General features: G+C 69.5%; 10 protein-coding genes and 2 pseudogenes. 7 read left to right on the forward strand and 5 right to left on the reverse strand.

The features are described from left to right. Positions 1 to 5: 5 nt before the first annotated feature. Positions 6 to 6,443, reverse strand: a complete 6,438-nt coding sequence (locus J2847_RS16765) for a two-partner secretion domain-containing protein (protein ID WP_209780057.1) — start codon at positions 6,441 to 6,443, stop codon at positions 6 to 8. 431 nt (positions 6,444 to 6,874) lie between these two features. Here J2847_RS16765 and J2847_RS16770 point away from each other — a divergent pair, with 431 nt between their 5' ends. Next, entirely contained in the window at positions 6,875 to 7,591 is a 717-nt protein-coding gene (locus J2847_RS16770; RefSeq protein WP_233474579.1) for a ParA family protein, read from the forward strand. A gap of 5 nt (positions 7,592 to 7,596) precedes the next feature. Next, positions 7,597 to 8,295 carry a DUF3102 domain-containing protein gene (locus J2847_RS16775; protein ID WP_233474580.1) on the forward strand — a complete coding sequence of 233 codons (699 nt, stop codon included), beginning with the start codon at positions 7,597 to 7,599 and terminating at the stop codon, positions 8,293 to 8,295. Positions 8,296 to 8,335: 40 nt separating this feature from the next. Here the strand turns inward: J2847_RS16775 and J2847_RS16780 are convergent, their stop codons facing one another. Then, positions 8,336 to 8,827 (reverse strand): hypothetical protein, encoded by a 492-nt coding sequence (locus J2847_RS16780; protein WP_411800595.1) that lies wholly within the window; start codon positions 8,825 to 8,827, stop codon positions 8,336 to 8,338. 214 nt (positions 8,828 to 9,041) lie between these two features. Between J2847_RS16780 and J2847_RS16785 the strand changes: the two genes are divergently transcribed. After that, positions 9,042 to 9,938, forward strand: a complete 897-nt coding sequence (locus J2847_RS16785) for a LysR family transcriptional regulator (RefSeq protein ID WP_085551978.1) — start codon at positions 9,042 to 9,044, stop codon at positions 9,936 to 9,938. 49 nt (positions 9,939 to 9,987) lie between these two features. On the opposite strand, the gene mmsB is transcribed toward J2847_RS16785, so the two are convergent. The 3 genes from mmsB to J2847_RS16800 form a co-directional block, all read right to left on the reverse strand. Continuing rightward, on the reverse strand, positions 9,988 to 10,881 hold the full coding sequence (gene mmsB / locus J2847_RS16790) for a 3-hydroxyisobutyrate dehydrogenase (protein ID WP_209780059.1): 894 nt from the start codon (positions 10,879 to 10,881) through the stop codon (positions 9,988 to 9,990). Positions 10,882 to 10,940: 59 nt separating this feature from the next. Further along, entirely contained in the window at positions 10,941 to 12,086 is a 1,146-nt protein-coding gene (locus J2847_RS16795) for an acyl-CoA dehydrogenase family protein (protein ID WP_209780060.1), read from the reverse strand. 103 nt (positions 12,087 to 12,189) lie between these two features. Continuing rightward, positions 12,190 to 13,689 (reverse strand): CoA-acylating methylmalonate-semialdehyde dehydrogenase, encoded by a 1,500-nt coding sequence (locus tag J2847_RS16800; RefSeq protein ID WP_085551981.1) that lies wholly within the window; start codon positions 13,687 to 13,689, stop codon positions 12,190 to 12,192. A 613-nt stretch (positions 13,690 to 14,302) separates the two neighbouring features. On the opposite strand from J2847_RS16800, the gene cas5c reads away from it, so the two are divergent. The 4 genes and pseudogenes from cas5c (at position 14,303) to J2847_RS16825 (ending at position 19,610) form a co-directional block, all read left to right on the forward strand. Further along, positions 14,303 to 14,974 carry a type I-C CRISPR-associated protein Cas5c gene (gene cas5c / locus J2847_RS16805; RefSeq protein WP_209780061.1) on the forward strand — a complete coding sequence of 224 codons (672 nt, stop codon included), beginning with the start codon at positions 14,303 to 14,305 and terminating at the stop codon, positions 14,972 to 14,974. Then, positions 14,971 to 16,842 carry a type I-C CRISPR-associated protein Cas8c/Csd1 gene (gene cas8c, locus J2847_RS16810; RefSeq protein ID WP_209780062.1) on the forward strand — a complete coding sequence of 624 codons (1,872 nt, stop codon included), beginning with the start codon at positions 14,971 to 14,973 and terminating at the stop codon, positions 16,840 to 16,842. Before cas5c ends, cas8c begins: the two co-directional genes overlap by 4 nt. A gap of 4 nt (positions 16,843 to 16,846) precedes the next feature. Further along, a pseudogene (cas7c, locus tag J2847_RS16815) lies at positions 16,847 to 17,916 on the forward strand (type I-C CRISPR-associated protein Cas7/Csd2). 468 nt (positions 17,917 to 18,384) lie between these two features. Then, a pseudogene (locus J2847_RS16825) lies at positions 18,385 to 19,610 on the forward strand (IS3 family transposase). Positions 19,611 to 19,632: the final 22 nt, after the last annotated feature.

Raw genomic sequence — 19,632 nt, forward strand, 5'->3', positions numbered from 1 at the left:
TCGTCTCAATTCACCAGCGGTTTGCCGAGGGCGAGCAGGAAATCGCCGCCCTCGTCGTAACCCGCTGCCTTGATGACGCCGTATTGCGGGGTCTGCGGCGCTTCCTTGCTCACGTCCTCGCGGACCTTCTGGTACAGGCCGAAGCCGTTGCTGTCGGCCGGCAGCGTCCGGACCCGCTCGACCAGCGCCGCCGCGAAGGGAGAGTTGACGTCACCGTCGGCCACCGGCTCGTCGCCGCCCGACGACAGCGCCATCACCGAACGGCGCTGGCGCAGTTCGTCGTCGCTGCCGATCGCGGCGGCGTCGATCTTCTGTTCCTTGGTGAAGGCACCGGAATAGCAGCTGTCCGACACCACCATGACGTGCCGGGCCGGCATGCGGCTGAGGAAACGGCCGATGTCGTTGTTCGACACCCAGTTCTTCGCGCTGTCGGTGTTGGCGTCGGCCGGCAGCCAGTAGCCGGTGCCGGTCTCCGCCAGCTCGTAGCCGTGGCCGGCGTAATAGACCATCACCTGGTCCTGGTCGCCGACCTCGCGGCCCAGCTTGCGCAGCGCCTCGCCGATCTGCGCCTTGGTCGGGTTGCGCAGCACCCGCGTCTCGTAGCCCAACCGCTCGCTCAGCTCCTTGCCGACCAGGGCGATGTCGGCGGCAGGGGTCGCCAGGGCGGGGATGCCGCTGTCCTTGTAGGTGTCCACCGCGATCATCAGCGCGATCCTGCGCCCGCCCAGCCCCGAGGGAACCGGTTCGGCGCTGGCGTTGGCATCGATGCGGATGCGCTGCTCGGTGGTGGCGCCGGCCTCGTCGGTCATGGTCAGGGTGGCTTCGGTCTCGCCGGGGGTGGCCGGGATGCTGGTGCGGAACTGCCCCTGCTCGTCGATGAAGACCCAGCGGCCGTTGACCCGCGCCTCCGCCACGTTGGCGCTGTCGGTGACGACGCCGCGCAGCGTCATGGTGTTGCCGCGCGTGCGCGTTCCCCGCCCCTGCCGCAGGCTGGGCAGCGTCGTGAAGATGGCCGGGCGGGTGAACATGTCGGAGGCCGACGGATCGGCGACGAGCTGCCGCAGGGCGCCGTTCAGGCTCCGGGTGCGCTCCTCGCGCTGGACCCGCTGGGCCATCGCCAGATAGGTGCGCGCCACCGCGGGCGGAACCCCGGCCTGCTGCACGGCGGTCCGGACCTCGGCGTAGCCGTTCTGCCCTCCCCCCATGATGCCCTGGAGGATGGCGCCGACACCGGCGGCGACCGGATCGCCGCTCTGCGCCAGGCCGCCGATCAGGGTGGCGACGGGCACGTTCTGAAGGACCGCGCGCTGCTCCATCGGCGACAGCCCGCTGCCGGCGATCTCGGCGACCGCCTGGGCCATGCCGCCGCCGGACGCCGCCTGGATCAGGTTGCCCGCCGCCGCCTGGATTTGGGGCGAGGCCAGCATCTGCGGGCTCGGCTGGGTCAGCATCGCGCCGGCGGAATGGGCGGCGTTGGCGCCGGCCGAGAAGGTGATCGTCGATCCCGACGCCAGCCTCACCGTCGTCGGTCCGGCCGGTGGCGACGGCTGCCCGCTGCCGCCGCCGGTCGGGGGGGGCGGGGTCTGCGCCGGAGCGTTCGGCGGGGGACCGGCCGGGTCGCTGCCGCCGTCCTGGGACAGAGGCTCGCCCTGCTGGAGCCGGTTCAGGAACTGGACGGGGTCGGTGTTCTGGGCCGAGGCCGATCCAACCCCCGACGGCGGGGGCGGAGGCGTCGTGACCGGCGTGGCGGTGACGGCCGCCACCGTTTGCAGCGTGCTCTGGACGTTCGGATTCGCCGTGGCCGCCGGTGGCGACACCGGCGTCGCGCCGGGAGGGGGCGGCGGGGGGGAGACCGGCGGCGACACGGGCGTGGGCGGCGTTTCCGGATCCGTCGTTACCGGCGGCGGCGGTGAGACCGGCGGCGACACCGGAGGAGAAACCGGAGGCGAGACGGGTGGCGACACCGGGGGGGAAACCGGCGGCGACACGGGTGGCGAGACAGGGGGGGAAACCGGTGGCGACACCGGCGGCGACACCGGGGGTACGACCGGCGGCGAGACCGGGGGCGATACGGGCGGCGGCGGTGGCGGCGGCGATGTCGGATACGCGCCTGCGACGATGAAGAGGTTGCCGCTTTCCGTCACCGCCTGCGGGCCGTAGGAGGCGTAGGTCTGGCCGTAGACCGTGCCGGCCGTCAGGTCGCCGGTGACCATGTTGGTCCGGCTGGCGGCGTAGACCAGCCAGCGGCCGTTCTGCACGCTCAGGCTCGACGAGCCGGCGGGCGGCGTGCTGGTGTTGATGAAGCGTCCGTTGGCCGCCAGCACGATGTTGCCGATGCCGGTGGCCGCGACGCTGGCGCCACCGTCGAGCGTCAGGTTGCCGGCCGTGCGGATGGAGACGTTGCCGCCGCCGACCGCCCCGGTCAGGCGAAGGCCGTTGCCGCTGTTGGACAGGAACAGGTTGCCATGCCCCTGGACGCTGCCCAGCGCCGCGATCCCGTTGTCCACGCCCGGGCGGTCCAGCTCGATGGTGCCGCTTGAGGAGAGCGTCAGGAGGCCGACACCCCGCAACGCCGCCGTCTGATAGATGCCTCCGCCCGTGGTGGTCAAGGACAGCGTGCCGTTGTTGAGGGTCAGCCCCGCGCTCCCGCCCGCGCTTCCGATCTCCAGATCTCCGGCGTTTGTCAGGGTGACGGATCCGGTGGTGCCGGCGAGCTTGGTCACGGCGTTGTCGGCGTGGTCCAGCTGGTAGGAACCGGAGCCGAGCAGCTCCAGGTGGGTCGTTTCGATGCGCGCGCTCTGCGTCACCGCGCCGCCGCTGTTCAGCGTCAGCGTGCCGTTGATGATCCTGACGAAGCCGTCCAGGCTGATGGCCGGCTGGGCGCTGGCCGCCGATGGTGCGCGCAGGGTCAGATGCCGGTTCAGCCGCAAGGGGCCGTCGACGGTGATCAGCCCCTCCCCGTCGGCCCGCCCGATGGTGACGGAGGAGAAATCATTGCCGAAGCTCCAGAGGTTGCCCTCCCCGTCGGTGGCCACCCGCAGCAGGCCGCTGCCGCTGCCGATCCCGATCGTGCCCGTCGTGCTCCAGGGCTGCACCACCAGCGCGCCGCCACCGAGGATCATCGGGCGGTAGCCGTTGCCGTTGTCCTCCATCTCCATCGAATCGGCCGTCAGGGTGACGTTCACCGCGTTGCCGGTGACGCCGTTGCCGATCTGCACATAGTCGGTCATGCGGATGCCGGTGGATTTGGGATCGGCGCTCCTCAGCCCTTCCAGTGTGACCGTTCCGGCGTGCGACACCACCTTGATGCCGGCCGAGCTGTTGGCGTAGAGGTCGATGCCGGCCACGACGGCGCTGGACGAGGATTGGCCGCTCTGCCCCTTCAGCCGAACGCCGCCCTGGGCGCTGATCAAGGTCGCGTGGGTGATGTACAGGCCGGGGGTCTGGCTGGCCGTCACCGGGGCGGCGCTTCCCTCGATCACGACCGCGTCGGCGGCGGCGGAGTTCGAGGTGATCGTCAGTGCGTTGCTCTCGCTGCCGGAATCGATCAGGACGCCGCCGATCATCGACGGGGCGGAGTAGTTGCCCGCCTCGTAGGTCGTCGTGCCGCGGATGAGGATCCGGCCGTTGCCGGCGTTGATCGAGGTCGAATCGCCGATGATGGCGACGCCCCTGACCTCCGACGTGCCGGAGACGAGGCCTTCGCCGATGATCGAGATGTCGCCGCCGTTGGACGCCAGCTGGCTGTCGCGGATCGACACGCCGGCTTCCTGGATTCCCGACTGGGTCTTGGCCGCCTTCGCGAGCGGATCGTCGCCGCCGCCCACCGTGATGGCGCCGCCTCCGGTGGAGGTGATGGTCGCGTGATCCAGGATGACGGCGCCGTCGTCCGACTCGTCGGTGTCGCTGTTCAGCGTCACCGCTCCGCCGGCGAGGATGCTGCTCTCGCTCAGGCTCACGTCGCCCTTGGCCGACAGCCTGGCCCCGTTGGACGCCGAGATGTCGGTGTCCGAGACGGACACGCTGAAATCGCCGGACAGACGGACCGTCTGGCCGCTGATGGTGCTGCGGTTGGAGGAATTGCCGGTGATCCGCAGATCGAAATCCTGGGCGTCCACCGAAACCTGGCCGCCGCTGCTCAGGGACACCTGGTCCAGCCGGACGTCGCGGTCGTATCCGGTGACCGTGATGTCGCCGGCCGTCGACAGCGACGTGCCGTCCTTCAGCACGATGGCTTCGTTGTCGTAGACGTTCGCCCTTCCGCCGGTGCCGGTCAGACGGATCGCGCCGCTTGCCGAGGTCAGGGTCGAATTGGTCAGGGTGATGCCGGTGTTGTAGGGGGAATAGGGATCCTCGCGGTCGCTTCCGCCGATGCCGACCAGGGTGATCGCGCCGGCGCCGGTCTGGAGATGGCTTTCGGTCAGCAGGACGCCGTGATTCTGGCCGCCGAGGTCGTCGCCGCCCTTGCCATGCAGGGTGATCCCGCCCGTTCCGCCGCCGCCGCTGTTGGTGGTCCGGACGGTGGTGTGGGAGAAATCGATGCCGGAGCGGTAAATCTGGCTGCCGTCGTTGCCGCCCAACCCCTCCGCCGGGTCCGGTTCGACCCCCGGCATGCCGCCGGCCCAGAAGGAGCCACCGTTGGTGTTGATGAGGCGCCCCGCGCCCAACGCGCCGCTCACCTTGACCACGCCGCCCTGCCCTTCGCTGCTGGCGATCAGCTCCAGGTTCAGGGCTCCGGCGGTGGAGGTGATGTCGGCGTTGACGACGACGTTGCGGTAGGCCTGGAGCGTCAGGGTGGCATCGCCGCCGGCCGTCTTCTCGATGGAGTTGCTGACCACGATGTCGCCGGTTCCGCCGGTTCCGGACGACGTGGTCATGATGGTCACGGAGGTGCCGGCGTCGAGCGCGGCCTCGATCGTCGAGGGCGCGATGCTGCTCGTGCCGGGAGGGTCGTAAAGCCCGCCCGCCATGCTGTCGGTGCCGGTGTCGGCGATGGTGATGCTGTTCGGGTCGAGCAGCCACGAGCCGGCCCTGCCGCGGGCCGCGCGCGCGTCGACCCGTCCCCCGACCTGCAAGGTCAGCTTGCCCGACGTCTCGACGAAGCCGCCGTCGCCGCCGGCCGCGCCGCCACGCGCGGAGACGGCGCCGTCGAAGCGGGTGCGGTCGTCGGCCCACACCACCACCTTGCCGCCCTGCCCGTTCTCGACGGCGTCGGCGCCGATGGTGGCCCCGGCCTGCACCACGGTGATCGCCGATGGCGGCACCGGCTTGCGCGCCGGGCGGATGTTGTGGCCGGCCAGCGTCGCCGCCGATGCCCTGCCGCCCTGCACGTCGCCGCCGATCAGCACCTCGCCGCCCCCGGCCCGGCCGGAGGCGTCGATGCGCGCCGTCGCCGTCAGCGCGGTGCGGTCGCCCGACACGGCGACGCTGCCGCCCTTCTGCCCGGCCCCGCTTCCCGAGACGTCCAGCGTGCCGGACAGCTCGACATCGCCGCCGTCGCCGAGCAGGACGATCTCCCCATCCCTCTGCTCCACCGTGCGGGCCTGGACGGTGCCGGTCATGTTGACCACCCGGTCCACCAGCCCCTTGGCGGCGGCGGCCGACATCCGCACGCGGCCGCCGTCGGCGAAGACTTTGCCCGAATTCGCCACCAGCGAATCGACCGGCTTGCCGTCGGCGCCGACGGGACGCGCGTCGGTCTTGGCGTCCATGGCGATGTTGATCTTCTGGTCGCCGAACAGGTCGACGACGAATTTCCGCCCCGAGGCCAGAGCCACCTCGCCGAGCCGCGCCTCGATGGTGCCGCGGTTGGCGACGCCCGGCGCCACGAAGGCGGCGAGGCCCGCCTGGGCGACGGTGATGGTCCCGGCGTTCTCCACCGTCGCGGTGGAGCCGGCGCGCCCCTCGAAATTGTAACGTCCGGCGAGGAAATCCTCGTTGCGGATGTCGTGGGTGGTGGCGATCAGCCCGCCGACGTCGACCCTGGCGTTGGGGCCGAAGAGGATGCCGTTGGGGTTGACCAGCCAGACCTGCCCGTTCGCCGACAGCCGGCCAAGGATGTCGGAGCGCTCGGTCCCGACCACCCGGTTCAGCGTGATGGCGTTGGCGTCGGGCTGCTGGAAGCGGGTGTGCTCGCCTTCGCCGACGCCGAAGCGCTGCCAGTCGATGATCGCCTTGGAGGTGGTTTGGATGACGTCGAGTTGTCCGGGCCCGTTGGAGCGGATGGCTGCCTGCCCGGCGACGACGGCGCCGCCCTCCGGGTTTGCCAGGGCGATGGAGGGCGCGAGCGAAGCCGCAAGCACCAGCAGCCCGGCCGCGCCTGCGAGCGCCGTGCTGGCCCGCAGGCGCGGCAGCAGCGCCGGCGCGGATCGGGAAGGCTCGACAGGGCCATGCTCTCCGCTTCGCTGGAACGACGCGTCACGACCCGCAAATTCACCCGACATGACGAAACCAGCCCCCGCGCCCAATCAACCAAGTTGCCGGGCGGCCGCATCGCTCCGCGTCCGGCTGTCGTGAACGGCTCTTGCGGACAGCGTCATCCGGAGCCGGATTGTTTTCACCACTGTACTGCGCTTTCGGCCGACTCTCCACCCGAAATTGCCGACAGCCCGATGTTTCTTCGGTCGGCGATATTGTTATAGCAAGGAAATTGTTGAATCTTTTTGCAACTGTTCTTGAGTCCGCCCGCTTTGGATGCAATCCCTCCGCCCGATGACGGAAAAGCGTTACCGGCGACGGATTCGATGCGCCGGAGCCGGCAAAAGCGTTACCGGTAACGCCATCCACTGCCGATTTGACCGGTAAATTTCTTTGGCCTTCCGGTGCGCCGGCCGATCCGCTACAAGAGCCTATCATGCCGATGCAGGGGGAATCGATGGCCAGTCCGACCGCCGTCGCTGCGAAGAAACGCCCGGGCTCGCGCCCGCCGAAGCCCGTAAAGAAGACAGGCCCAGCCGCCGCCCGCTGGGTGGTCTACAGCGCGCCCAAGGGCGGCACCGGCAAGACGACGAGCTGCAAGAACACCGCCGTCGCGGCGGCCCGCGACGGTATGCGGGTGGCCACGCTGGACTTCGACCCGCAGCGCACGCTCGGCCAGTGGCACGAGCTGCGCCGTCCGCACGACGTCGCCCGCATCGACCATTTCGAGGGCTCGCTGGAGGATGCCGGGGCCGCGCTGGCGCAGATCGCTCCGGACGCCTACGATGTCGTCTTCGTCGACACCCCGCCGTCGGTGGAGCTGTTTCCCGAGGCCACGAAGATTTTGCTGCGCCGGGCCGATCTGGTGCTGGTGCCGACCGGCGTCGGGCGGTTCGACAAGATGAGCGTCATTCCCTGGATGGAGTTCCTGCGCGACTATGGCCGTCCGGCCGCCTTCCTGCTGAACCGGGTCAAGCGCCGCTCGGTCAGCCTGCGCGAGGCCAAGCTTGAGCTGGGCCGCATCGGCCGGCTGGTGCCGCACGAGGTTCCGGACATCGAGGACATGCACCGGGTCGACGACATCGGCTGTTCCATTGTCGATGTCGGCGCGGTGAACGGCGCGGATGAATGTCTGGGCGCCTGGTATTTCGTCCGGCACGAATTGGGGCTGTGAAAGAAATGGTGAACGTCAAGTCCTTCATGAAGAAAGCGGCGGAGCAGGGCAGGGCGGCGCCCGCGCCCGGCGGAAGCCCGGCCGCCCCCGCGGCGCCGGCGGCGCTGCCCGCATCGAAGGCCGACCGCCGTGCCGCCGACATCAGCGACGCCATCGTTCCCTGCCGCACCCGGCAGGAGTTCACGCAGGAGATCCGCTATCACTGGAACCGCAGCCGGAAGGAGTTCCTGTCGATCGGCCGTTATCTGAACCGTGCCAAGGAAACCCTTCCCCACGGCGAGTTCGAGGCGATGATCGAGAGCGACATGCCCTTCTCGGTGGAGACCGCCTTCCGCTTCCGTGCGGTCGCCGACGCCATCGACACCGGCCGGCTGACGATGGAGATGCTGCCGGGGGCCGAAAGCGTCGCCTACCAGATCGTGACGATGAAGCCGGACGAGTTGGAGCGGGCCAAGGCGGTCGGCCTCATCCGCCCGGACGTCACGCGGCGGCAGCTGATCGACTTCAAGCAGTCCCTGCGCGCGCCGAAGCCGGAAAGCACCCCCGACCGCCGCAAGCAGCTGCTGGCCGAATACGCCCGCCACACGGCGCGGCTTGCCGAGATCCGCGCGGAGCTTCTGCGCGACCATGGCATCGATCCGGACAAGCCGACGGGCGGAATCACCATCGACGTCGAAGCGGAGGATGTCGGGGCAGCCTCCTGACCTCCGCCCGCCCGGCACCCGCCCGCCCGGCGCGTCCGCGTCAGCGTCCGGAATGGGACGGGTAGCTGGAGCCGCCGTTGCCCGCCCGCCGGGTGCCCTGTGAGGCGTCGCCGCCCAGCAGGTCGACCAGCTTCCCGAAATCCCGCTGGAGGCTGTCGAAGAAATCGCCGCCGGATCGGGCTTGCGCGGTCTGGACCGGCATCCGGCGCGAGGCGTGCGGACCACCGGCGTGGGAGCGGGAGCGGACCGATGCCGCCTTGGGGACCGGCTTGCGCGATGGCGTCACCGTCGGGGGCGGAGGCGGGAGCGGCGCTTCCGGCAGGCTGGCGGTCGGCCCCAGGGTCGGCGGCTCGCCGGGCTTGCTGTTGCGGGAAAAGGCGTCGCCGCACAGGCCGCTGTCGGCCGCCTGCTCCTTGCGGTCGCCATCGAGCAGCCAGCAATCGACGGCGGCATGGGCCTTGCCCATGCCGGTCCCCGCCGCGCCGATTCCCACCGCCGCGATCACCACCCAGAGCCAGCCGCGCCGCGCCATCACGCTCCCCGTTCGTCGCCGGTCCCGATCACCAGAGATAAACGCCCGCCACGCTTCTTTCGTCCGTGCGAAATGGGAGCGCGATATCGGATTCGTGGTACCCCGGCGGGTGTGGGTGAGAGGGGAGGGCGATCGTGCCGCACTTGTCTTGCGCGCGGGTTGATGGGACAGTTCGCCCCCTTTCCGTCCTGGACTCCGTGACGCAGCATCGACGATGGCCGACTTCAACTGGAACGATCTGCGCTACTTCCTGGCGGTGGCCCGCGCCGGCACGCTGACCACGGCGGCGCAGCGCCTGCGGGCCGACCACAGCACGGTCAGCCGCCGCATCACCGCGCTGGAGGAGGCGTTGCGGGTGACGCTGTTCGAGCGCCGCCCCAGCGGCTTCACCCTGACCACCCAGGGCGAACGGCTGAAGGACACCGCCGAGGCGATGGAAAGCGCCGCCTTCCTGGCGCAGAGCATGGTCGCCGATGGGGATTCCTCCCTGTCCGGCCCGGTGCGGATCGGAGCGCCGGAAGGGTTCGGCAGCTGCTTCCTGGCGCCGCGCATCGGCGGCCTGTGCGACCGCCATCCGGATCTGGAGGTGCAGCTCGTCGCCATGCCGCGCGTCTTCAGCCTGTCGAAGCGCGAGGCCGACCTCGCCATCAGCCTGTCCTGCCCGCAGGAAGGGCGGCTTTACGCCCGTAAGCTCACCGACTACCGGCTGGGTCTCTACGCGACGGCCGACTACCTCGACGCGCATCCGCCCATCGGCAATCGCGCGGCCTTGGCCAGCCACGACTTCATCGGCTACATCGACGATCTGATCTTCGCGCCGGAGCTGGACTACATTGAAGCCATCGGCACGATCACCCCGCGCATCAAGAGCAGCAGCCTGGTCGCGCAGATGAAGGCGACGCTGGCCGGGGCGGGGCTGTGCATGCTGCCGGCCTTCATCGCCCGATCGGAGCCGGCGCTGGTGCCGGTTCTGCAAGAGGAGGTGACGATCACCCGCTCCTTCTGGCTGATCGTCCACGAGGACATGCGGTCGATGGCGCGCATCGCCGTGGCCGCCGACTTCATCGCCGAGACCGTGCGGCGGGAGCAGGGGCTGTTCCTGCCGTCGTAAGGAGCGCCCGGCAGGGGAGGGGAGGGCGAACCCTCCCCGCCGAACCGTGTCAGGCGTTGTCGCCGCGCAGCATGCGGATGATGCCGGAGAAGTCGGCGCCGCCTTCGCCGGCCGCCGCCATCATGGCGTAGAGCTGTGTCGCGGCCGCCCCCAGCGGGGTCGGGGCGCCGGCGCTCTGCGAGGCCTCCTGGGCCAGCTTCAGATCCTTCAGCATCAGCGCGGCCGCGAAGCCCGGCTGATAGTCGCGGTTGGCCGGGCTGGCCGGAACCGGGCCGGGGACCGGGCAATAGCTGGTCAGCGACCAGCACTGGCCCGACGCGGTGGAGGCGACGTCGAACAGCGACTGGTGCGACAGCCCCAGCTTCTCCGCCAGCACGAAGGCCTCGCAGACGCCGATCATCGAGATGCCGAGGATCATGTTGTTGCAGATCTTTGCCGCCTGCCCGGCCCCGGCGCCGCCGCACAGCACGATCTTCTTGCCCATGGCCTCCAGCACCGGGCGGGCGCGCTCGAAGGCGTCCGCCTCGCCGCCGGCCATGAAGGTCAGCGTGCCGGCCGCCGCCCCGCCGACGCCGCCGGACACCGGCGCGTCGAGCGAGGCCGCCCCCTTGGCCGCCGCCAGCGCGTGCGCCTTGCGCGCGGAGTCCACGTCGATCGTCGAGCTGTCGATCAGCAGGGCGCCCGGCCGCGCCGCCGCGACGATGCCCTCGGCGCCGTCATAGACGCCCAGCACATGCTTGCCGCTGGGCAGCATGGTGATGACGATGTCGGCCTCGCGCGCCACGTCGGCCGGTGAGGCGCCGATCGCCACGCCGGCCTCGCGGGCGGCATCGATCGCCGCCGGGACGAGATCGAACCCGCGCACGCTGTGTCCGGCCTTGACCAGATTGGCGGCCATCGGGCCACCCATGTTCCCCAAACCGATGAAACCGATGACGGCCATGTGCGCTTCTCCCTCGGTGCGTTGCTTTTGGTTGTTGGCTGTTGCGGCCTGGCTGGCGGTCACCCCAGGCGGGCGATCTCGCTGCGCGACACGATCAGGCGCATGATCTCGTTGGTGCCCTCCAGGATCTGGTGCACCCGCAGGTCGCGCACGATCTTTTCGACCCCATAGTCGGACAGGTAGCCATAGCCGCCGAAGAGTTGCAGCGCGCTGTTGGCCACCTCGAATCCGGTGTCGGTGCCGAAGCGCTTGGCCATGGCGCAGAGACGGGTGGCGTCCCGGCTCTTGGCGTCGAGCGCCGCCGCCGCGCGGTGGACGAAGGTACGCGCCGCCTCCAGCTCGGTCGCCATGTCGGCGATGCGGAACTGGAGCGCCTGGAAACGGTCGAGCGATTGGCCGAACGCCTTGCGCTCGCCCATGTATCTCAGCGCCGCGTCGAGCGCCGCCTGGGCGCCGCCGATCGAGCAGGCAGCAATGTTGATGCGGCCGCCGTCGAGCCCCTTCATGGCGAACTTGAAGCCCATCCCCTCCTGCCCCAGCAGGGCGGAGGCCGGGATGCGGGCGTCCTCGAAGATCACGGCGCGGGTCGGCTGGGCGTTCCAGCCCATCTTGTGCTCGTTGGCGCCGAAGGACAGGCCGGGCGTGTCCCTGGGCACCAGGAAGGCGCTGATGCCGCCGGGGCCGTCCTCGCCGGTGCGGGCCATAACGAGGTAGAGGTCGGAGCTTCCCGCTCCCGAGATGAACTGTTTGGCGCCGTTCAGCACGTAGGAATCGCCGTCGCGCACCGCCCGCGTTCGCAGTGCCGCCGCGTCGGAGCCGGCGTTGGCCTCGGTCAGGCAGTAGCTGGCGAGCCATTCCATCCGGCAGAGCTTCGGCAGCCAATGGGTCTTCTGCTCCGCCGAGCCGAAGGCGTCGACCATCCCCGCCACCATGTTGTGGATCGAGATGTAGGAGGCGATGGTCGGGCAGCCCTGGCTCAGCGCCTCGAAGATGACGACGGCGTCGAAGCGCGACAGGGCCGAGCCGCCATGCTCCTCCGCCACATAGATGCCGCCCATGCCGAGGTCGCCGGCGGCGCGGAGCTTGTCGACCGGAAAATGCTTTTTCTGATCCCATTCGACGGCGAAGGGCGCCAGTTCGTCACGGGCGAAGGACAGCGCCATGTCGCGGATGGCGAGTTGATCGTCGGACAGTTCGAAGGACATCGCGTCACCCTGGACAGTCAAGACCGGCTGCGTCTTCCCATCGCGTCCCGCCCCCTCCGGCAACCAATTCGTCGGGAAAGGGCGTGACGCGCGAGAGCGATGGTCAGTCCATTGTCGGGATGGCGAAGCTGGCGCCTTCCTTGATGCCCGACGGCCAGCGCGAGGTGACGGTCTTGGTCTTGGTGTAGAAGCGCACCGAATCCGGCCCGTGCTGGTTCAGGTCGCCGAAGCCCGAGCGCTTCCAGCCGCCGAAGGTGTAGTAGGCCAGCGGAACCGGGATCGGCACGTTGATGCCGACCATGCCGACGTCGACGCGGCTGGCAAAGTCGCGGGCGGCGTCGCCGTCGCGGGTGAAGATGGCGACGCCGTTGCCGTACTCGTGGTCGTTCGGCAGCGACAGCGCTTCCTCATAGGTGTCGGCGCGGACCACCGACAGGACCGGGCCGAAGATCTCCTCCTTGTAGATGCGCATGTCCGGCTTGACGTTGTCGAACAGGCAGCCGCCCATGTAGTAGCCGTTCTCGTAGCCCTGCATCTTGAAGTCGCGGCCGTCGACCGCCAGCGTGGCGCCTTCCTTGACGCCGATCTCGACGTAGGACTTCACCTTCTCCAGATGCTCGCGGGTCACCAGCGGGCCGAAATCGGCGGCGCCATCGGTCGAGGGGCCGATCTTCAAGCTCTCGACGCGCGGGATCAGACGCTCCATCAGCGCGTCGGCGGTCTTCTTGCCGACCGGGACGACGACCGAGATCGCCATGCAGCGCTCGCCGGCGGCACCATAGCCGGCGCCGATCAGCGCGTCGGTCGCCTGGTCGAGGTCGGCGTCGGGCATGACCAGGGCGTGGTTCTTGGCGCCGCCGAAGCACTGCACGCGCTTTCCGTTGGCGCAGCCGCGGTTGTAGATGTACTCGGCGATCGGGGTCGAGCCGACGAAGCCGATGGCCTTGATGTCGGGATCGTCGAGGATGGCGTCCACCGCCACCTTGTCGCCATGGACGACGTTCAGCACGCCCGCCGGCAGGCCGGCCTCCAGCATCAGCTCGGCCAGCTTGACCGGCACGCCGGGGGTGCGCTCCGACGGCTTCAGGATGAAGGCGTTGCCGCAGGCGATGGCCGGGGCGAACTTCCACATCGGGATCATGGCCGGGAAGTTGAACGGCGTGATGCCGGCGACGACGCCGAGCGGCTGGCGCATGGAGTAGATGTCGATGCCGGGGCCGGCGCCCTCGGTGTACTCGCCCTTCAGCAGATGCGGGATGCCGCAAGCGAACTCGACCACCTCCAGACCGCGCTGGATGTCGCCACGGGCGTCGACGATGGTCTTGCCATGCTCCAGCGACAGCAGCAGCGCCAGCTGGTCATAGTCGCGCTGGACCAGATCGAGGAAACGCATCAGCACGCGGGCGCGCTTCTGCGGGTTCTGCGCGGCCCAACCGCGCTGGGCGGCCTTGGCGTTCTCCACGGCGCCACGCATCTCGGCGACGCTGGCCAGCGGAACCCGGGCACGAACTTCGCCGGTCATGGGGGAGAAGACATCGGAGAAGCGGCCCGACGTTCCGGCAACCAGCTTGCCGCCGATCAGGTGATGGAGTTCGGTGGTCATTGGCGTTGTCCTCCCACGGAATGTTTGCTGACGCAGCGTTGTGTAATGTTGCCATTCATGTGCGCCAAACCAACATTAAGGAGCGACTGGAAACTTTGCGCAACCGTTGTGCAGGAATGCTCTTCTGGTCTTCTGGATGGAACCATAAAGTGTTACGAGAGCACCCATAACCTGCACTCCTTGGAACCATAAAATGGTCCGTCACAACCGCACGCCTCCGGGACCAGCGGAGAGTGTGGGGATGCTGTGAAATCGCTCCCCTACCAAGCGGATCCGTTTGTAAAATCTCCCACACTGTGAGTGTTGTGGTGACCGCCCGATCGGCGTCCACCTCCAGGTGCCCGCCATCCGAAACTTGGTTGACGTGTTGTTGCGGTTCCTCGCAGGAGATGCCTTTGGCTCCTCCTGTCATCAAAGCCGCAAGATATCGTTTGAAGACAGCGACCTTCAGAGCATCGCAAAGGGGGCAACCAAAAAACATCAATAACAAAGAAATATTTCAGAAATCCAATATATATTAGATGATTATATCAGAAATCTATCACGAATACCAGCCTTCCTTAGAGCCAAGATTTGAATATCGTGTTGTCGAACCGTCGTCGCAGGAGGCCTCATGTCTTACAGCCTCACACTGCGCGTTTCGGGCGCGCGCGCTTGCTTTTCCCGAGCCGAGTTCAAGACCGAACGTGCCTCCTATGAGGTGATCACGCCCTCCGCGGCCCGTGGCATCTTCGATGCCGTGTACTGGCGCCCCGGCCTGCGCTGGGTCATCGACCGCATCCACGTGCTCACCCCCATCCGCCTCCAGTCGCTCAGCCGCAACGAGGTCGGTGATCGCGTCCCGGTCGCCACCGTGCGCCACGCCATGCGCACCGGTGACCTCCACGCCCTGCCGCGCGCCGCCGCCGACAACCGTCAGCGACGCGCCGCCACCATCCTGGTCGAGGTCGACTATCTGGTCACCGCCCACCTCATCCTGACCGACGACGCTCCGGCCGGCGACCGGCTGGACGAGCCTTTGGCCATCGCCACCCGCCGTGCCCGCCGTGGCCAATGCTTCCGCACCCCGTGTCTCGGCACCCGCGAGTTTCCCGCCGACGTCGCGCTGTGGGAAGGCCCGCCGCCGGCGCACCGGCTGCCCGACGACCAGCGCGACCGCGATCTCGGCCTGATGCTGCTCGACATCGACGACGCCGCCGACCGCGCCTCCCGCTTCTTCCACGCCGTCCTGCGCGACGGCGTCATCGACGTTCCGCCCTTCGTCGCGGCGGCGGTGCGGCCATGAGCGTCCTCGCCGCCCTCACCGCCCACTACGGCCGGCTGGAGCGCCGCCACGACGTTGCCCCCTTCGGCTACAGCTCCGAGGCCATCGCCTTCGGCCTCGTGCTCGCCGCCGACGGCGAACCGGTCGCCTGCGACGACCTGCGGCTTGGGACGCGTGGTCAGGGCCGGGGCCAAGCGCTGACGGTGCCGCGCTCGACCAAGCGCTCGGGGATCCGGCCGCCGCCCTTCTTCCTGTGGGACAACAGCCGTTACGTTCTCGGGCTCGGCCGTTCCGCGGAGGGCGGCGAGCCCGCGGCCTACGCCGCCCGCGCCGACGCCTTCCGCGTCTGGCACGAGCGGCTGCTCGCCGGCACCGAGGACCCCGGCCTGCTGACGCTGCTGCGCTTCCTGCAGCGCTGGACGCCCGAGCGCTTCGCGGAGCCACCGTTCTCGCCGGCGCTGCTCGACCGCACCCTGGCCTTCCGCCTTGCCGGCGACAGCGATGCCGCCGGCCGGCCCCGCTTCCTGCACGACCGGCCGGCGGCGCGGGCGCTCTGGGAAGTCCACGCCGCCACCGGCAACCGGCCGGACGCGGTGTGTCTGGTCACCGGCCGCACCGCGCCGGTCGCCCGCCTGCACCCCGCCATCAAGGGCGTGTCGGGCGCCCGCGAAACCGGCGCGTCGCTGGTCTCCTTCCACCAGGCCGCCTTCACCTCGCACGGCAAGCGCCAGGGCGACAACGCCCCGGTCTCGGAGGCCGCCGCCTTCCAGTATGGCGCGGCGCTCAACGCCCTGCTGGTGCCGGGCAGCGGCTGCCGGCTGCGGATCGGCGACACCACCACGCTGTTCTGGGCCGACGCCGCCGTCCACGGCGAGGCGGCGGCCCGCCGGGTCGAGGCGCTGGTCGCCGCCGTGCTGCTCCCCACCGGTCCGCCCGACCGCCGGCGTGACGGGAGCGACCGACCCGACCCTGTCCGGAACTGGGCCTGGCTGGACGCACCGTCCGCCGGCCGGGCCGCCGCGCTCGGTGTCGAGCCCGAGGTCCGTGTGCATGTTCTCGGTCTCGCGCCGAACGGCCCGCGCCTGTCGGTGCGCTTCTGGCAGGTGCTGACGGCGGGGGCGCTGCTCGAGCGGCTGACCGCCCACTGGGACGATCTGCGGCTCGAGCCGCCGGCCTGGAAACGGCCACCGGCACCGGAGGCGCTGCTCCACGCCCTGGCGCGGCAGGGGCGGCCCGAGACCATCCCGCCTCAACTCGCCGGCGAGCTGATGCGGGCCATCCTCACCGGCGACCGCTACCCGCGGGCCCTGCTGACGGCGGTGATCCAGCGCCTGCGCGCCGGCGAGCCGGCCGACGGCCCGCGCGCCGCCCTGTGCAAGGCCATCCTCCAGCGCGAGGCCCGCCTGCACCGGCGCGGTGCCGCCGATCCGTCCATCAACCCGACCCAGGGGGTGCCCGTGAGCCTCGACCGCACGGAATCCGACCAGGCCTACCGGCTGGGACGGCTGTTCGCCGTCCTCGAGAACGCCCAGCGTGCCGCCCTCGGACAACTCAACGCCAGCGTCCGCGACCGCTACTACGGCGCCGCCTCGGCGACCCCGGCCAGCGTGTTCCCCAGCCTGCTGCGCACCACCACCCATCATCTGGCGGCGCTGCACCGGGATCGCCGGACCCGCCGCCTTGCCGTCTGGTTCGAGCGTGAGATCGACGAGATCATGCGCGGGCTGGACATGAGCCTGCCGCGCCAACTGCAGCCGCTCGGCCAAGGCCGCTTCGCCGTCGGCTATCACCACCAGCGCCACACCCGCAAACCCGCCCCGGAGGCTGCCGACCCGGCGTCCCAGCCCAACCCGGACGGCGCCGACGCGGCTCCCGAGCCCGAGGAGTGACATCATGCCCGTCATCGCCAACCGCCACGAATTCGTCCTGCTGTTCGACGTGACCAACGGCAACCCCAACGGTGATCCGGACAGCGGCAACCAGCCGCGCCTCGATCCCGACACCAGCCACGGGCTGGTCACCGATGTCTGCCTGAAGCGCAAGATCCGCAACTACGTCAGCCTGTTCCATGGCGACGATCCACGCTTCGGCATCTATCTGCAGGACGGTGGCATCCTCAACCGGACCCACCGCACCGCCTACCAAGCGGTGCGGCCCGGCGAGACGATGGTGGCGACGGCCGCCCGGCTGTCGCCGCGCGACGAGGACGAGGCGGCGGCGGTGCGTCGCTTCATGTGCGACCATTTCTTCGACGTCCGTGCCTTCGGGGCGGTGATGAGCACGGGGGTGAACTGCGGCCAGGTGCTGGGCCGGTGCAGCTGGCCTTCGCCCAGTCGCTCGAGCCGATCGTGCCGCAGGAGCTGACGATCACCCGCATGGCCGCCACCGAGGAAGTGGAGGAGCGCTGCCGTAAGAAGGCTCGGGGGAAACGGGTCGGCGACGGGCGAAGCGCGGCTGTGGATGCAGACGCCGACCCGGCGGGGGAGGAGGGTGGCAGGGGAGCGGAGGAGGGCGAGCGGCGGGAGAACCGGACGATGGGGCGCAAGCACCGGGTGCCCTACGCGCTGTACCGGGTCCATGGCTTCGTCTCGGCCAAGCAAGCCGAGCGCGGCGGCCCGGGTGAGCGGCCACGCAAGGCGGAGGGCACCGGCTTCGACGAGGCCGACCTCGACCTGTTGTGGACGGCGCTGGAGCGGATGTTCGACCATGACCGCTCGGCCGCCCGCGGTGAGATGGCCAGCCGGCGGCTGGTCGTGTTCCGCCACGACAGCGCGCTCGGCAACGCATCGGCGGCCAGCCTGTTCCGGCGCGTCGCGGTGCGACGCCACGTGCGGGGTGCGGTGTATGATCTCGACAGCCCCGAACTGGACACGGTGCCGCCGGCCCGCCGGTTCGAGGATTACGACATCCGGATCGACCACACCGACCTGCCGGCCGGGGTGGAGATGATCGAGCGGTTCTGAGAAGCCGTTCGGTCCGTGCTCACCTTGATGGGCGCGAACCCTAAGCGCACCGATAAAAGCTGAAGGGTTCGCAACGGACCGGGTGTGTTGAGGATCGTTGCCTTGAGCTTCGTGTGGAGGTTCGGCCACGACCATTGACCAAGGACTTGCCGACGTTTCGCGCGTTGACGGCTGTTCTTGCCTTTCAATCAACGTTGTCGAGCGAAGCGGTTGCTTCTCACACAGAAGCGCGGATCGAAACAGCCCCTTGGCGAACAGGATGGGGACGCGCGCGTTGCTTCTCACACAGAAGCGCGGATCGAAACGGGCACCGCCCCACCGTGGGGCGCGGCACGGTTCGATGAGACGCCCGGCTGCGGTAGATTGAACCGCAACCGGAGGTCTTTGAGATGGACAAGGGTCAGGGGCGTAAGCCCGAGGGGGGCGCCGGAGCGCGCCCACAACGCTGGCGCAGGCGCCCCCTCGGGCGTGGACGCCAGCACGCCCCAGCGCTTCTCTGCGGCGCGCAAGGTGGCGGCGGTCACGCGCCTGCTGCGCGGCGAGCCGCTGGAAGTTGTCGCCCGCGAGTTGAACGTCACCGTGGCACGCCTGTCGGAGTGGCGCGAGCGCGCTCTGGCGGCAGCTGCGTCGGCCATGAAGGAACGCGAGCGCGACGAGCGCGATGAGGAGATCGCGCGTCTCAAGGCCAAGGTCGGCGAGATCACCATGGCCAATGAGTTGCTGGAAGAGAAGATCGCCGCCTTGGAGGGCAAGCGCCCTTTGGCCCGGCGGAGGTCGAGAGGATGAGCCAGACCACCTCGCCCTCCACTGGTCGCCCCTACGGTCTGGCCCGCGTTACCCGGATCTGGCGGGTGTCGCGCGCCACCGTCTACCGCCACCGGGCGGACGCCCCGACACCGACGCCCCGGCATCCGGGCCCGCTTGGCCCCTGCTCGGATGGCGAACTGGTCGAGCACATCCGCCAGCGGATCCTCGCCTCGCGCTTTCATGGAGAGGGCTACCGCAAGGTCTGGGCACGTCTGCGCCACGCAGGCATCCGCACCTCGGCACGTCGGGTGCGACGGCTGATGGGAGCACACGGGCTGCTGGCGCCGCATCGGGTTGGACGGCCCCGCACGCACACACACGACGGCACCATCGTGACCGAGGCGGTGAACACGATGTGGGGGACCGATATGACCGAGACGATCACCGTGGCCGAGGGCGTGGCGCGCGTCTTCATCGCGGTGGATCACGCCAACTCCGAGGTGGTGGGCATGCACGCCTCGAAGAGCGGCAACCGCTTCGAGGCCCTGGAGCCGATCCGTCAGGGCGTACTGCGCCACTTTGGCAGCATCGGCCCCGGCGTGGCGGTCGGGCTGAAGCTGCGTCACGACCACGGTTCGAACTATATGTCTGGCGACTTCCAGGCCGAGATCAAATGTTTGGGCATCACCAGTTCGCCATCCTTCGTGCGCGAGCCGGAGGGCAACGGCGTGGCCGAGCGGTTCATCCGGACGCTCAAGGAAAACTTCCTGTGGGTCCACACCTTCGATACCGTCGAGGACCTGCGCCGCGCTCTGGTCGAGTTCGCCCGTCACGACAACGAAACCTGGCTCGTCGCCCGGCATGGACATCGCACCCCAGCCCAGGTGCGCGCTGACCAACTCGGGGTTGATGAGACGCCCATGGCCGAGCTACCCTTGGCCGCCTGAATAACCCCAGACGGGTGTCTCA

The organism is Azospirillum agricola (assembly GCF_017876095.1).
Taxonomy (GTDB): domain Bacteria; phylum Pseudomonadota; class Alphaproteobacteria; order Azospirillales; family Azospirillaceae; genus Azospirillum; species Azospirillum agricola.